General features: G+C 63.4%; 15 protein-coding genes. 3 read left to right on the forward strand and 12 right to left on the reverse strand.

The window, feature by feature from the left end:
- Positions 1-256: 256 nt before the first annotated feature.
- The 6 genes from urtE to P9273_RS10420 all read right to left on the reverse strand — a co-directional run bounded on the left by urtE (position 257) and on the right by P9273_RS10420 (position 6,443).
- A complete protein-coding gene (gene urtE / locus P9273_RS10395; RefSeq protein WP_278048822.1) occupies positions 257-952 on the reverse strand; it encodes an urea ABC transporter ATP-binding subunit UrtE in 696 nt (231 codons plus the stop codon).
- 71 nt (positions 953-1,023) lie between these two features.
- The gene (gene urtD, locus P9273_RS10400) at positions 1,024-1,770 is read right to left on the reverse strand and encodes an urea ABC transporter ATP-binding protein UrtD (RefSeq protein WP_278048823.1); all 747 of its coding nucleotides are present in this window, start codon (positions 1,768-1,770) and stop codon (positions 1,024-1,026) included.
- Between the two features lie 6 nt (positions 1,771-1,776).
- Positions 1,777-3,000 (reverse strand): urea ABC transporter permease subunit UrtC, encoded by a 1,224-nt coding sequence (urtC, locus tag P9273_RS10405; RefSeq protein WP_278048824.1) that lies wholly within the window; start codon positions 2,998-3,000, stop codon positions 1,777-1,779.
- Positions 2,997-4,613, reverse strand: a complete 1,617-nt coding sequence (gene urtB / locus P9273_RS10410; protein WP_278048825.1) for an urea ABC transporter permease subunit UrtB — start codon at positions 4,611-4,613, stop codon at positions 2,997-2,999. Before urtB ends, urtC begins: the two co-directional genes overlap by 4 nt.
- A gap of 216 nt (positions 4,614-4,829) precedes the next feature.
- Positions 4,830-6,140, reverse strand: a complete 1,311-nt coding sequence (urtA, locus tag P9273_RS10415) for an urea ABC transporter substrate-binding protein (protein ID WP_278048826.1) — start codon at positions 6,138-6,140, stop codon at positions 4,830-4,832.
- 102 nt (positions 6,141-6,242) lie between these two features.
- Complete coding sequence (locus P9273_RS10420; protein ID WP_278048827.1) at positions 6,243-6,443, reverse strand: hypothetical protein; 201 nt, start codon at positions 6,441-6,443, stop codon at positions 6,243-6,245.
- Here P9273_RS10420 and P9273_RS10425 point away from each other — a divergent pair.
- The gene (locus tag P9273_RS10425) at positions 6,442-6,831 is read left to right on the forward strand and encodes a hypothetical protein (RefSeq protein WP_278048828.1); all 390 of its coding nucleotides are present in this window, start codon (positions 6,442-6,444) and stop codon (positions 6,829-6,831) included. The genes P9273_RS10420 and P9273_RS10425 overlap by 2 nt on opposite strands.
- Before the next feature lie 162 nt (positions 6,832-6,993).
- On the opposite strand, the gene P9273_RS10430 is transcribed toward P9273_RS10425, so the two are convergent.
- The 3 genes from P9273_RS10430 to P9273_RS10440 form a co-directional block, all read right to left on the reverse strand.
- On the reverse strand, positions 6,994-8,565 hold the full coding sequence (locus P9273_RS10430) for a GMC family oxidoreductase (protein WP_278048829.1): 1,572 nt from the start codon (positions 8,563-8,565) through the stop codon (positions 6,994-6,996).
- Between the two features lie 48 nt (positions 8,566-8,613).
- Complete coding sequence (locus P9273_RS10435; RefSeq protein ID WP_278048830.1) at positions 8,614-9,162, reverse strand: gluconate 2-dehydrogenase subunit 3 family protein; 549 nt, start codon at positions 9,160-9,162, stop codon at positions 8,614-8,616.
- Positions 9,163-9,240: 78 nt separating this feature from the next.
- Positions 9,241-9,636: a VOC family protein gene (locus P9273_RS10440; protein WP_224512001.1), complete on the reverse strand. Its 396-nt coding sequence runs from the start codon at positions 9,634-9,636 to the stop codon at positions 9,241-9,243.
- Positions 9,637-9,871: 235 nt separating this feature from the next.
- Here P9273_RS10440 and P9273_RS10445 point away from each other — a divergent pair, with 235 nt between their 5' ends.
- Positions 9,872-10,177 (forward strand): ribbon-helix-helix domain-containing protein, encoded by a 306-nt coding sequence (locus P9273_RS10445; RefSeq protein ID WP_040995139.1) that lies wholly within the window; start codon positions 9,872-9,874, stop codon positions 10,175-10,177.
- Between the two features lie 28 nt (positions 10,178-10,205).
- Here the strand turns inward: P9273_RS10445 and P9273_RS10450 are convergent, their stop codons facing one another.
- Positions 10,206-10,913, reverse strand: a complete 708-nt coding sequence (locus P9273_RS10450; RefSeq protein WP_278048831.1) for a phosphorylase family protein — start codon at positions 10,911-10,913, stop codon at positions 10,206-10,208.
- A 75-nt stretch (positions 10,914-10,988) separates the two neighbouring features.
- Entirely contained in the window at positions 10,989-13,574 is a 2,586-nt protein-coding gene (gene cckA, locus P9273_RS10455) for a cell cycle histidine kinase CckA (RefSeq protein WP_278048832.1), read from the reverse strand.
- 208 nt (positions 13,575-13,782) lie between these two features.
- On the opposite strand from cckA, the gene P9273_RS10460 reads away from it, so the two are divergent.
- Positions 13,783-14,505, forward strand: coding sequence for a flagellar biosynthetic protein FliO (locus P9273_RS10460; RefSeq protein WP_040995146.1), 723 nt, complete (start codon positions 13,783-13,785; stop codon positions 14,503-14,505).
- A gap of 227 nt (positions 14,506-14,732) precedes the next feature.
- Here P9273_RS10460 and dksA read toward each other — a convergent pair whose 3' ends face one another.
- Positions 14,733-15,149, reverse strand: a complete 417-nt coding sequence (gene dksA / locus P9273_RS10465) for an RNA polymerase-binding protein DksA (protein ID WP_040972254.1) — start codon at positions 15,147-15,149, stop codon at positions 14,733-14,735.
- Positions 15,150-15,282: the final 133 nt, after the last annotated feature.

Below are 15,282 nucleotides of genomic sequence, written 5' to 3' on the forward strand. Positions count from 1 at the left end.
GCAGGCTTGCTTGCGTGGAACTTGCGGGCGGTGTGCGCACGCCTTCCCCTAAATTTCGCGACTGATACGGAAAGCGGGCCGACTCACCAAGGCCAAGGAAAGACTAGCATGCGGTATTCGACGCACCAGAGCGCTCAACAACTCCATCATCCTTGGGCGTAGTGACGCGCGCAGACCCAAACGACGCGAGCGACGCTTCGGCTAAGCTCCGAAATTTTGCCATTGCCAACCAGGGGGCCGCCAGGCCTCACCTCGATCACACCGTCAGGAACTTGCGCACATCCGCCCGGTCGAGGTCTTCGGCGGGGCCGGTATGCACGATCTGGCCGCGATCCATGATATTGACCTCGTCGGCAAGTTCGCGGCAGAAATCGAGATACTGCTCGACCAACAGCACGGCGATGCCCGCCTGATCGCGGAGATACCGGATGGCGCGTCCGATATCCTTGATGATCGAGGGCTGGATGCCTTCGGTGGGCTCGTCGAGCACCAGAAGCTTGGGCCGCATCACCAGCGCGCGCCCGATGGCAAGCTGCTGCTGCTGGCCGCCGGAAAGGTCTCCGCCGCGGCGGCCGAGCATCTGCTTCAGCACCGGGAACAGCTCGAAGACATGGCCCGGAATATTGCGGTCGGCTCGCCTGAGCGGCGCAAAGCCGGCTTCCAGGTTCTCGCGCACCGTGAGCAGGGGAAAGACTTCCCTGCCCTGCGGCACGAATGCGATGCCCGACCGGGCGCGATCATACGCCGCGCTCCGGTCGAGCGCCTTCCCCTCGAAGGCAACGCTTCCGCTCGTCAGCCGGTGATGGCCGACGATCGATCTCATCAAACTGGTCTTGCCGACGCCGTTGCGGCCGAGCACGCAGGTGATCTTGCCGGCGCCGGCCTTCAGCGAAACGCCGCGCAAGGCCTGGGCGGCGCCGTAATGCAGCGTGGCGTTGGAAACTTCGAGCATGGGTCAGCCCTTTCTCCAGCGCCGCAGGAAAGCGAAATCGAAACGGTGGAACGGAACCCGCCAGACCATGCTTAGCGCCCCAGATAGACTTCAACGACGCGCTCGTCGGCCGAGACGAAATCGAGCGTGCCTTCCGACAGCACCGAGCCCTCGTGCAGGCAGGTGACCTTGACGCCGAGCTCGCGCACAAAATGCATGTCGTGTTCGACGACGACGACCGAATGGTCGCGGGCGATGTCCTTGAGCAGCCGCGCGGTCTCCTCGGTCTCGGCGTCGGTCATGCCGGCGACCGGCTCGTCGACCAGCAAGAGCTTCGGGTCCTGCGCGAGCAGCATGCCGATCTCCAGCCATTGCTTCTGGCCGTGGCTGAGATTGGCGGCGAGCTCGCCCCGCTTGTCGCCGAGACGGATGATGCCGAGGATATCGTCGATGCGCCGCGTCTCGGTCGCCGAGCGGCGATGGAACAGCGCCGGCAAGATCGAACGCGGCCCCTTCAGCGCCAGCATCAGATTGTCCTCGACGCTGTGGCTCTCGAAAACGGTCGGTTTCTGGAATTTGCGGCCGATGCCCATCATGGCGATCTCAGCCTCGTCATGGCGCGTGAGGTCCACCTGGCCATCGAAGAAGACCTCGCCCTCGTCCGGCCGCGTCTTGCCGGTGACGATGTCCATCATCGTCGTCTTGCCGGCGCCGTTGGGTCCGATGATCGCCCGCATCTCGCCCTTGTCGAGCACCAGCGACAGATTGTTGATGGCGCGAAAGCCGTCGAAGGAGACCGAGACGCCGTCGAGATACAGGATGGTGTTCGACTTGCTCATGATCGCTCACTCCGCCGGCTGCGGCTCAACGCCGGAGGCGGACCATGCCCCCGGCGTCCTTGCCGCCGAGCGCACGATCTTCGGCTCTGGTGCCTCGCGATCGGCGCCGGCTTCCGCGGCAAGCGAGGCCGCGCGCAGCGCCTTGGCCTTGCCCCGCCAGGCATCCCACATGCCGACGATGCCCTTGGGCAAAAGCAGCGTGACTGCGACAAACAGCCCGCCCAGCGCGAAGAGCCAGAATTCCGGCAGCACGCCGGTGAACCAGGATTTGCCGGCATTGACGAGCAGCGCGCCGATGATCGGACCGACGATGGTGCCGCGCCCGCCGACGGCGGTCCAGATCACCACCTCGATCGAATTCGCCGGATCGAATTCGCCGGGATTGATGATGCCGACCTGCGGCACGTAGAGCGCACCGGCGATGCCGGCCATGATGGCGGAAACGGTGAAGGCGAACAGCTTGACGTTCTCGGCCCGCCAACCGAGGAAGCGGGTGCGGCTCTCGGCGTCGCGCACCGCGATCAGCAGCTTGCCGTATTTGGAGCGGACGATCGCAGCGGTCACGAGGACGGCGAGCGCCAACGTGACCGCGCTCGCCGCAAACAGCGCCGAGCGCGTTGCGTCCGCCTGCACGCTGAAGCCGAGAATGTCCTTGAAGTCGGTCAGGCCGTTGTTGCCGCCAAATCCCATGTCGTTGCGGAAGAAGGCGAGCAGCAGCGCATAGGTCATCGCCTGGGTGATGATCGACAGATAGACGCCGGTGACACGGCTGCGGAAGGCGAACCAGCCGAAGACGAAGGCGAGCAGGCCGGGCACGGCCAGCACCATAAGCGCCGCGAACCAGAAATGGTCGAAGCCGTACCAGAACCAGGGCAGTTCCTTGTAATTCAGGAACACCATGAAGTCCGGCAGGGTCGGATTGCCGTAGACGCCGCGCGAGCCGATCTGGCGCATCAGATGCATGCCCATCGCATAGCCGCCGAGCGCGAAGAAGGCGCCGTGGCCGAGCGAGAGGATGCCGCAATAGCCCCACACAAGATCAAGCGCGAGCGCGAGCAGCGCGTAGCAGAGATATTTGCCGACCAACGCCACGATATAGGTCGGGATATAGAAGGCGCTCTGTGGCGGGACCGCAAGGTTGAGCAGCGGCACGACGATGGCGGCTGCGAGCAGCGCGAAGATCGTGACGGCGATGCGGCGGTCGGCGCCGAAGAAGCGTTTCGCGATCATGCTTCCACCGCCCTGCCCTTCAGCGCGAACAAGCCGCGCGGGCGTTTCTGGATGAACAGGATGATCAGCACGAGGACGACGATCTTGCCGAGCACGGCGCCGGCATAGGGCTCGAGGAACTTGTTGACGATGCCGAGCGAGAAGGCGCCGACCAGCGTACCCCACAGATTGCCGACGCCGCCGAAGACCACGACCATGAAGCTGTCGATGATGTAGCCCCGGCCGAGATTGGGCGAGACATTGTCGATCTGGCTGAGCGCGAGGCCGGCAATGCCGGCGATGCCGGAGCCGAGCGCGAAGGTCAGCGCGTCGACCCAAGGCGTCCTGATGCCCATCGAAGCAGCCATGCGGCGGTTGGCGGTGACGGCGCGCATCTGCAGTCCCCAGGGCGTGCGCTTCATGACGTAGAGCAGCACCGCGAACACGGCGAGCGCAAAGACCAGGATCCACAGCCGGTTCCAGGTGATCGCCAACTGACCGATATCGAAGGAGCCCGACATCCAGGATGGATTGCCGACCTCCTGGTTGGTCGGCCCGAAGATCGTGCGCACCGCCTGCTGCAGGATCAGCGAGACGCCCCAGGTGGCCAAAAGCGTCTCCAGTGGGCGGCCGTAGAGGAAGCGGATGATGCCGCGTTCGATGGCGAGCCCGACGAGTGCTGCGACCAGAAAGGCGAGCGGCAGCGCGATGACCAGCGACCAGTCGAACAGGCCTGGGAACGAGGTGCGGATCGCCTGCTGGACGACGAAAGTGGTGTAGGCGCCGAGCATCACCATCTCGCCATGCGCCATGTTGATGACGCCCATCACGCCGAAGGTGATGGCGAGCCCGATAGCCGCGAGCAGCAGCACTGATCCCAGCGAAATGCCGTACCAGATATTCTGGCCGGCATCCCACAGGGCCAGCTTGGAGTTGATATGTCTGATCGCGGCGCTCGCCGCGTCCTTGACCGCGCCCTGGGCATTGGCATCGACCGAAGTCAGCAATGAAAGCGCATCGCGATCGCCGCGCGCGGCGATGACCGAGATGGCGGCGAGCTTGTCGGCTTCGGGCTTGTCGGAAACCGAAACCGACGCCGCGCGCGCCTGTTCGAAAAGGGCTTTGACTGCCGGGTCGGTTTCGGCCGCTATAGCGGCGTCGAGCGACTCGATATTCGCCGCGTCCGGCGTTTTGAACATTGTCGCGGCGGCGGCAAGACGCACGCTTGCGTCCTTGGCGCGCAGCGTCAGCGTGCCCAGAGCGTCTCGGATCGTGCGGCGGAGCCCGTTGTTCACTTTGACCTTGGAGAGGTCGGTCTTGGTGGCGTCGGCCGCCTTTTCCCCGCTTAGCGGATCGAGCAATTCGATGCCGTCTCCCGCCTCCCTGCCGACAAAGACCTGGGAGTCGCTCTTGCGAATATAGAGACTGCCGTCGGCCAGCGCCGAAAGCGGGCGCTCGACGGCCGGATCGCCGCTGGCGGCCAGCTCGCGCACAATGGCCTCGGTGGCCGAGAAACCGGTTGCGGCGGCGAATTTGGCGATCGTCGCACGGAGATCGGCCTCGGCCGCCTTCGACGGCGTCAGTCCTCCTATCGTCAGCAGCAACATCAGACCAATTGCGCGCAGCAAAAGCATTGTCGTCTTCAAGCGGCTTTCTCAAGCAATTCCAGGAAAAGTGTGAAGCGGTTTTCCGTCCGGAATTGCAAACTGGGTTTCGGTGATCTTGTCCGGGCGGGTTGAAGAACCCGCCCGGACAGCGGTCTCGATCGCGGGGCCACTCCACGATCCGCCAGACCTGGGTCACGGACCAAAGGTCCGGACCGGGGTCACGGACCTAGGTCCGGAGCGGCATCAGTTGGTGCCCTTGCCGCCGCATTTGCCGGTCTTGACGTTGAAATTGCCGCAGCTCAGCGGCGCGCGCCAATCGGAGATCAGATCCTTGGAGTCCGGCAGGTAGTCCGACCACTCGTCGCCCATGACGAGGCCGGGCGTTTGCGAGACGGTCTCGAACTGGCCGTCGGCCTGGATCTCGCCGATCAGCACCGGCTTGGTGATGTGGTGGTTGGGCATCATCGTTGAATAGCCGCCGGTCAGGTTCGGCACCGAAACGCCGACCATTGCGTCGATGACCTTGTCCGGATCGGTGGTGCCGGCTTTCTCGACCGCCTTCACCCACATGTTGAAGCCAATGTAATGGGCCTCCATCGGGTCGTTGGTGGTGCGCTTGTCGTTCTTGATGAACTTGTGCCAGTCGTTGATGAACTTCTTGTTCTCCGGCGTGTCGACGCTTTCAAAGTAGTTCCAGGCGGCGAGATGGCCGACCAGCGGTCCGGTGTCGAGACCGGCGAGTTCCTCCTCGCCGACCGAGAAGGCCATCACCGGGATGTCCTCGGCCTTGATGCCCTGATTGCCGAGCTCTTTGTAGAACGGCACGTTGGCGTCGCCGTTGACGGTCGAGACGACGGCCGTCTTCTTGCCGGCCGAGCCGAATTTCTTGATCGCCGAAACCTCGGTCTGCCAGTCGGAGAATCCGAACGGCGTGTAGTTGACCATGATGTCCTCCGCCGGCACGCCCTTCGACTTGAGATAGGCTTCGAGGATCTTGTTGGTGGTGCGCGGATAGACATAGTCGGTGCCTTCCAGCACCCAGCGCTTCACCGAGCCGCCATCGGCGCTCATCAGGTAATCGACCGCCGGAATAGCCTGCTGGTTCGGGGCGGCACCGGTGTAGAAGACGTTGCGCTCGCTCTCCTCGCCCTCATACTGGACGGGGTAGAAGAGGATGTTGTCGAGCTCCGAGAACACCGGCAGCACCGACTTGCGCGACACCGAGGTCCAGCAGCCGAACACGGCCGCGACCTTGTCCTTGGAGATCAGCTCGCGCGCCTTCTCGGCGAAGAGCGGCCAGTTGGACGCCGGATCGACGACCACGGCTTCCAGTTTCTTGCCGAGCAGGCCGCCCTTGGCGTTCTGCTCATCGATCAGCATCAGCATGACGTCTTTCAGCGTCGTCTCCGAGATCGCCATGGTCCCCGACAGCGAATGGAGGATGCCGACCTTGATCGTGTCTTCAGCCGCCCTGGCGGAAGCCGACGCCAGCAGACCGGCCGCGACGACGCCCGCCGACAGCATCTTTGTTATTTTCGTGAAATTACCCCTCATAGACACACTCCCAAGCATAGTTGTTTGCAACATGGACTGTGCAAGCGATGTGCCAGACGAGAATGCGCCCACCGGGATTTCCGGATAACAATGAAATTACAGTCAGTTATCAGGTAGCCGAAAAACTTTTTGCATCCGCAGCAGCGCGGCGGACTGAGAAAAGTTTACGCAATGCTGCCTAGATTTTGTCCAAATTTTAAGAATGCTCAAACTTTCATCATAAAGCCAAAACCAATCCAACTGGCCCTGTTGCAGGCTCATGGCGAAATGGGGCAAGGTCGCCGTGCAAACGAGCGACGTCATGGCCCTGCGAACTATCCTGACTTTCCTGCTTCTTGTATCCGCTTCCGGCGGCGCCCGGGCCGATTTTGCCGACGGCAAGCTCCCCGATGGCGTCTATCACTGCGAGGTCTACCTGCTCGGCCTGTTCCTCAATCTCGGCGAGATTACCATTAAGGGCAGCCTCTACAGCGGCCCGGTGACCTTCGGTGCCCCGCCGCCGCCTTACAATTACCAGATGAACCCCAATGGCGAGATCACCTGGCTCGGTCCGCTCGGCGGCTACACCAGCGGCGGCAATTCGATCTCGATGACCCAGGCGACGCTGGACGACCCGAGCGGTCCCTCCTTCGACATCATCATGAAGCAGCAGGACGGCGCCTTCACGGCCTCGACCTGCACCAGAAGATAGTCGCGGGTTCATATAAAAAAGGCGCGGAACCCTCGCGGGTCCCGCGCCAGCAGGCAGTCGGGAGGACCAACGCAATTCCAGGAAAACTGCTTAGCGGTTTTCCGTCCGGACTTGCGTCAAACAAAAATAGCTGGAGCGGGTCGGCGGTTACGCCGAACCGCTTCAGATCGTTTTCGCCGACATCTGGGCGGCGATGTAGTCGGCCTGGCGGATCGCCAGCGTCACGATGGTCAGCGTCGGGTTCTCCGCCGCGCCGGTGGTGAACTGGCTGCCGTCGGAAACGAACAGGTTCTTGATGTCGTGCGACTGGCCATGCTTGTTGACGACGCCGTCCTCCGGCTTCTCGCTCATCCGGTTGGTGCCGAGATTATGGGTGGACGGATAAGGCGGCGTCGGGAAGGTCCTGGTCGCGCCGACAGCGGCATAGAGCGCCTGACCCTGCTTGTAGGCATGGTTACGCATCGCCTCGTCGTTGGGATGGTCGTCGAAATGGACATCGGCGGTCGGCATGCCGTGCTCGTCCTTCTCGTCCTTGTGCAGAGTGATGCGGTTTTCCTCGCGCGGCATGTCCTCGCCGACGATCCACAGGCCCGCCATATGGTCGTAATGGTCAAGCGCGGTGGTGAAGGAGCGGCCCCAGCCGCCGGGATTGAGGAAAGCCGCCATGAACGGCAGGCCGAGCGACAGCGTCTCCATCTCATAGCCGCCGACGAAGCCGCGCGAGGGATCATGACGCGCCTCGTCGCGGATGATGCCCGCCATTGTGGTGCCGCGATACATATGCACCGGCTTGTCAAAGATGGCGTAGACCGAGCCGGTGGTGTGGCGCATGTAGTTCTTGCCCACCTGGCCGGACGAGTTGGCAAGCCCGTGCGGGAATTTGGACGATTCCGAGTTGAGCAACAGGCGCGGGCTCTCGATCGAATTGCCGGCGACGGCGACGACACGGGCCTTCTGCTCCTGCAGCTTGCCGTCCTTGTCGGCATAGATGACGCCGGTCACCTTGCCGGAAGCGTCATGGTTGATCTTGATCGCCATCGAGTTCGGGCGGACCTCCAGATGGCCGGTCGCCTCGCCCTTCGGGATCTCGGTGTAGAGCGTCGACCACTTGGCGCCCCATTTGCAGCCCTGGAAGCAGAAGCCGGTCTGCTGGCAGGAATTGCGGTCGTCGCGCTCCACCGAATTGATGGCCATGTTGCCGGTGTGGCATTCCTTGTAGCCGAGTTTGTCGGCGCCGGCCTTGAGCACTTTGAAATTGTTGTTGCCGGGCAGCCGCGGCCAGTTGTTGGTGCCGGTGACACCCATCTTGGCTTCGGCCTTGGCGTAATAGGGCTCCATCTCGGCCAGCGTCACCGGCCAATCCAGAAGGTTCGCGCCCTTGACCTTGCCGTAGGTCGTGGCCGCCTTGAACTCGTGCTCCTGGAAACGGAGCGAAGCGCCCGCCCAGTGTGTGGTCGAGCCGCCGACCGATTTGACGATCCAGGCCGGAAGGTTCGGAAAATCCCTGGCGACGCGCCAGTCGCCGGAAGTGGTGCGCTTGTCCTTCCAGGCGAGTTGGGCGAAGGACTCCCACTCGTCGTTTATAAAGTCCTCATATTCATGGCGGGCGCCCGCCTCGAGGATGACGACGTCGATGCCTTTCTGCGCGAGCTCGTTGCCGAGCGTGCCACCGCCCGCGCCGGAGCCGATGATGACGACCACGCCGTCGTTGTTGAGATCAAATTGTGCTGCCATGGTTTCCTCCCATGAAATCTATCGAAAGGCGGTTCGTGACAGAGCCGCTCAGAGCCACTCGATGTCGTTGAAGCCGCGCGCGATGTAGCCGCCCTTGGAGTAGGACTCGCCCTCGTAACCGAAGATCGGCCACACCTCCTTCTGGTTGTAGAGACTGACGACAAGCCCGCCGCGCACCGCCTGGAAGAAGGGCGTCTTCTCGATGCCGGTGAGCAGCGCGACGCGCTCTTCTTCCCAGCCGAGCCCGCGATAGCCGCCCTTGCCGGCCTTCTTGTCGAGCTCGGAGGTGCCCTTCTCGATCAGCTCCTTATGCGCTGGGTCCTTGGCCGCGGTCTCGTCATGACCCTTGACGGCAATGGCGTAATATTTGTCCGGCACCTGGTCGTGCGGGTAGATGTCGCGCGCCACCTGGATCAGCGTTGCCATTGTCTCGGGCTTCAGCGCCGAGGTCTCGAGACCCCAGGCGTGCTCGGGGCTGATGACGGCGCTGCCGGAGATGATGAGCAGCGCGCCCGCGCCGCCGCGCTTCAGAAGCTCGCGCCGCGAAAGCCCGGCTTTCGTCTCGTGGCCCGGTTTCTTCTCGTAGACTGTAACCATGATTTCCTCCCTGCTTGCTGTTCGCACCCCTGAGAGAGTGCCGTTGCTGGCGCCGCGCCTCTCCGCGGCGAATATCCCCTATTGGAAGCGTCCTCCCCGCTGCAGGACCTCGATCTTGTAACCGTCGGGATCCTCGATGAAGAAGAAGCGGGCGATCAGCGCCCCGTCGTGGTTGAACTCGACGATCTTCTTAGGATTGAGACCGAGCGCGCCGATCCGGTCGTGCTCGCTGTCGAGATCGGCGACCGAGACGGCGAGATGGCCGTATCCATCACCAAGCGCATAGGGCTCGGCGCGCCCCTTGTTCACGGTCAGTTCCACCTCGAAAGGCGAACTCTCATTGCTGAGATAGATCAGCGTGAAGGTCTCGAAATCGAGCCGCTGCGCGACCTCGAGCCCGAAGGCCTTGTTGTAGAAATCGACGGACCGCGCCTCGTCGAGAACCCTGATCATGGAATGGATCGTCTTCGCCAAATCGGACTCCGTGAGCTTCATGCTTTCGAAGCCGATTATGCGCGCCGGCGAAAAATGGTGGTGGCAGCCGATTACCACGCATACGGCTTGAAAATGGGTAGTCTCGCCGCGCGTAAGGACGAAAGTCTGATTGCCGTCGACGGCTATCGGATCGAAAATGACCGACGCAGGCAGTGTTCAAAAAGGCGCCAGCCAACCAATCGGCGCCCAAGACAAACAACAACGGGAGGTACCGATGTGCAGAGTCTTCGCCGGGCAGGACCCGGAAGGCTACCGGCAGATCAACAGATCGATCCGCATCGACGGTCACTCGACCAGCATCCAGCTCGAGGCGACGTTCTGGGGTCTGCTTGACGAGATCGCCGACAGCCAGGGACTGACGACCCCAAAATTCATCTCGAAGCTCTATGACGAGGCGATCGAGATCAACGGCCAGATCCCGAACTTCGCTTCCATGCTGCGCACGACCTGCGCGCTTTATCTGCGCGGCCACCGGCCCAGCGCCGAGGACCAGGCCGCATTGAAGCGGGAGGCCGCCTAAGCCGTTTTCCGTTAAACGGTGAAACGCCCTAGCCTTCAGCCGCGACTTCGAGCGCCAGCCGGGTCATGTCGGTAAAGAGGGCCTGGCGCTCCGAATAATCGGTCAGCTCGCCGGTGGCGATATGATCGACCACGGTGAGCAGCGACAGCGCCCGCGCGCCGAACTGCGCCGCAATCCGATAGAGCGCGCTGGTCTCCATATCGACCGCCAGCGCCCCCAGCGCCATCGGCTCGTCGAACCGGGCTCGGCCCTCGGGGTGGTGGAATACGTCGCTGCAAATCGTCAGTCCGGCGCTGCAGGCGACGCCGAGGTCGGTTGCGCGTCGCAGCGCCAGCGCATGCAGCGCCGGGTCCGGTCCCGCCGGCTGGTACAGCCCGAAAACCTGCCCGCTGTTTGCGCCCTCGGCCCGCACATGACTGGAGATGACGACACCACGCAAGGGCACCTCTTCCGACAGGCCGCCGCATGTGCCGGTGCGTATCAACGTTTTGACGCCGTAATAGTCCAGAAGCTCAAAGGCATAAATCAGGAAAGACGACACGCCGATCCCGGTCGCCTGGATGCTGATCGGCTTGCCGCGGAACAAACCGGTGAAGCCCAGCGCGCCCCTTCGGCGGTTCACTGAGCGCGGTTTGTCCAGGAAAGTTTCCGCCATCCATTGCGCGCGCTCGGGATCGCCCGGCAACAGCACGGTTTCGGCATACTCCCCCCGGCCCGCCTCGATATGCGGCGTCACGCGCTACCACCCCATGATAGACCCATCCGGTCGTCATCATGACAGGGTGGCCGCAATCTGCAAGCGCTGGCTTATTTAGGATCCCAGAACGTCCTTGACGATCGTCGCCAGTTGCTTGAGCGAGAACGGTTTCGGCAGGAAGCCGAAATGCGCGTCGGCCGGCAGGTTCTTCGCAAAGGCGTCTTCGGCATAGCCCGAAACGAACACGAACTTGATATCCGGCTGGCGCTTGCGCAGTTCGCCGAGCAATGTCGGCCCGTCCATCTCAGGCATCACCACGTCGGATACCACGATATCGACCTTGCCGCCGAGCGCCTCGAACACTTCCAGCGCCTCGACGCCGGACGACGCCTCATGCACGGTATAGCCGCGCGAGGTCAGCGCCCTGACGCCACCCATGCGCACCGCGTCCTCGTCCTCGACCAGAAGCACGGTGGCCGAGCCGGAAAGGTCTTTTGCGGTGTCGGCCGGCTTGGCCGGGACCGTCGCCGCGGCCGCCGGCACCTCACCGGGCTCGGCCTGCTTTTTCACCTCAGCGATGTGGCGCGGCAGGAAGATACGGAACACCGTGCCCTTGCCGACTTCGGAATCGCAGAAGATGAAACCGCCTGTCTGCTTGATGATGCCGTAGACCATCGACAGGCCGAGGCCGGTGCCCTTGCCCACTTCCTTGGTCGTGAAGAACGGCTCGAAGATCTTCTTCAGCACATCGGGCGCGATGCCGCTGCCGGTGTCCTCGACATCGACGAGCACATAGTCGGCCGGCGTCAGCTCGCGATAGGCAAAGGATTTGGACTCTTCCGCCGTCACGTTGCGGGTGCGCACGGTGAGGTCGCCCCCGCCCGGCATGGCGTCGCGCGCATTGACGGCGAGATTGACCACCACCTGCTCGAACTGGCCGATATCGACCTTGACCGGCCAAAGGTCGCGGCCGTGGTCGATCTTGAGCTTGATGTCGTTGCCGACCAGCCGGGCGAGCAGCATCCTGAGATCGGCGAGAACATCGGTCAGGTTGAGCACTTCCGGCCGCAGCGTCTGCTTGCGCGAGAAGGCGAGCAATTGCCGCACGAGCGAGGCCGCCCGGTTGGCGTTCTGCTTGATGTTCATGATGTCGGGGAAGGACGGGTCCGACGGCCGGTGGTTGGTCAACAGAAGGTCGGACGCCATGATGATGGCGGTCAGCACGTTGTTGAAGTCATGCGCGATGCCCCCGGCGAGCTGGCCGACCGCCTGCATCTTCTGGCTCTGCGCCATCTGGCCCTCGAGGGCCTTCTGCTCCGTGGTCTCGACCGCATAGACGATCGCGGATTCCTCGGCGCCCTCGCCGCCCGCGCTGTCGGCGACGGCATTGACGTAGAAGCGGATGTGGCGCTCCTCATTGCCGGGCAGCACGGAGTCGATCGGCTCGATATTGGCCTGCCGCTGCCTGGCCTTCTCGAAGGCGGCCGCGAAGGCCGGCCGATCGCGCTCGTGAACGATGGTCTCGAAGCGCACCCGCCGGTCGACGGCATCGCGGTCGACCACGGACGAAAACAGCTGCAGGAACGGCGCGTTGGTGCGCAGGATGCGTCCGTTCGCATCGACGCCGGCAATCGCCATCGGCGTCGAGTTGAAGAAGCGCGTGAAGCGAACCTCCGACGCTCTGAGTTCGGCCGAAGCGTCCTCGCCCTGTGTGCGATTGAGCACGATCGTGCGGGTCGGGCCGTTCACGCCTTCGCGACTTGCCGAAACTCGATGCATGAAGCGCACCGGCAGCGCTTGGCCGCTCATGGTGGTGAGATCGAGGTCGATGACGGCGTTGCGCGTGGTGCCGGGATCGGCCTTGACGGAACGCACCAGCGCCATGCCGTCGCCGGCGATGATCTCCGGCAGTGTGATGGCGCCCGGCGTGAAGGAGGCGAGGTCGATGCCAAGCCACTCGGCGAGCGTGGCGTTGATATAGGTGACGCGGCCCTCCTGATCGGCCGAGAAGAATCCGGCGGGTGCATGGTCGAGATGGTCGATGGCTTTCTGCAGGTCGAGGAAGAAACGCTCCTGCTCCGCCCGTTCCTGCGAGATGTCGGCGAGCTGCCAGGCCAGCATCGGCAGCCTTTGTCCGGGCATGCTGAAGGCGCGGGCGCGGGTACGATACCAGCGCGCGCCGGGCTCGGCGCCCGGCTTGATCGACTGCGCCAGCCGGAACTCGCCGTCGCCCGCCTGGCCGTCACGCAGGCCGGACGCCAGCCGGTAGATCGTCATCGAGGCCTCGGGAACATCCGACAACAGTCCTTCGACGGTCTTGAGATCGGCGGCCGAGGCGGCACCCGTCATGTCGGCATAGGCGCGGTTGGCATAGACGACGCGGCCCTTGGTGTCGGTGACCAGCAGGCCCTGCGACATCGAGTCGACGAAGGCTTTCGACAATTCGTCGCCCGTCGACCGCGGCGCGATCTGCACGAAGCCGATCGCGGTCGCGAACAGGAACCCGACGCCGATCATGGCGAGCACGCCGAGCATGCCGAGCAGGAAAGGATCGCCGAGCCGCTCGCGGAAAAGCCCGAAGACGATCGCGGCGCCCGTCAAGACGACGATGAAGACGATGAGCCTGGTGACGGCGCCCGGACGCGTGTTCTGGTCGACGATCGGTACCGGATAGAAATCGCCGCGCGCTTCCTTGGCCATGTTCCCCCTGCTCGTGATTCCGGTGTCCGATGGGCGCGGACGGTCGGTTGAATCACATTCTCCTGTAACGGAAAAGGCCCCGGCGGCAAATGTCCGATAAAATCAATGATTCATGCTTCAAACTGTTCACGATCAGTGAAGTGAACTTGCGGCAAGCCGCCGCGGCGGTCTAGTGTCGCCTCACTCGAAAAGGCGATTGGGTGCACCGATGCTGCAGTGGCTGGATAACGTGGCGGGTCCGGGTTATGTCGCTGCAATCCTGTGGACGTTCGCAGCGCTCATTCTGCTTGTCGTCGTCCTGCTCGTCATCAAGGTCGTGCGGAACCTGACCTTCGGCACGTTCGTGGCCGGCGGCAGGAACCGCAAGACGCGCCTTGCGGTCATGGACGCCACCGCCGTCGACAGCCATCGCCGCCTGGTGCTGGTACGCCGCGACGACATCGAGCACCTGATCCTGATCGGCGGGCCGACCGATGTCGTGGTCGAGCGCGATATCCGGCTCGCGGCACCTCGCCGGCCGGCGCTGACCGGCGACAGCGGCCAGCAGCAGCCGACCGCCGCCGCGCGCCCGCGCACGCCGCAGCCGGCACCTCCGCCCGCACCCGCCCCCGCCAGACAACCGCCGCCGCCTGCCTCCCAGCCAGCTGCTGCCGCACGCCCGCGCGCGCCGGCGCCCGCTCCCGCGCCGGCGGCGCCCAGCCAGCCGACGGCAAGAGTCATGCCGCTGCCGGGCTACGGGACGACCAACGGCAGCGCCAGATACACGCCGCCGCCCTCAAATGAGTCCATCGACGACACGTTGATGCAGGAGCTCGAGACCTCTCTCGACGAGACGCACGCCCAGCCGGCCGCAAGCAAACCCGCGCCCAAGCCTTCCCTCGACGACGAGATGACCAAGCTGCTTGGCGAGCTGGGCAGCCACAAGCGCTGATCTTGCGGCAGGTTGCCGGTCCTGGCGAACCTCTCCGTGCCCTTGATGCAATTCCTGGAAAAGTGCGCAGCGGCCAAGCTTGGCTACTTCGCCGTAGCCTTCCATCCGGATTCGTCAAAGCAAAGAGATAGAGTGTTTCACGGTTTCCGTGAAACACTCTGGTGCTGGGAACAAAAATGGCCGGAAATCCGGCCATTTTCTACGTCTTCTTGCCTGTTCGCTTCGCGTCAGTCGTCGCGATAGACCTTCTCGCGGCGCTCGTGGCGCTCCTGCGCCTCGATCGACAGTGTCGCGATCGGACGCGCGTCGAGCCGCTTCAGCGCGATCGGCTCCCCGGTCTCCTCGCAATAGCCGTAGGTGCCTTCGTCGATGCGCTGGAGCGCGGAGTCGATTTTCGAGATGAGCTTGCGTTGACGATCGCGGGCGCGCAATTCGATGGCGCGGTCGGTTTCGGAGGAGGCGCGATCGGCTAAGTCGGGATGGTTGGCGTTTTCCTGCTGCAGGATTTCGAGGGTTTCGCGCGCTTCGCGCAGAATGTCGTTCTTCCAAGTGATAAGCTTTTGGCGGAAGTACGATTTTTGCCGTTCGTTCATGAACGGCTCGTCTTCGGAGGGTACGTAATCGGCGGTAACGATGTCGTTCATTCGACTCACCCAACAACCCCAAATTTGGCGCCTATATATTCGGGGACAAGAGCCTGCACAAGCGCTATCGGCGACAGTTTCACGCAATTGTTAGTCTCACATCGGCAGCTCCGGCGACGACGTTGTTTCAACG

It is taken from the genome of Mesorhizobium sp. WSM4935 (genome assembly GCF_029625735.1).
In the GTDB taxonomy this organism is placed as follows: Bacteria; Pseudomonadota; Alphaproteobacteria; order Rhizobiales; family Rhizobiaceae; genus Mesorhizobium.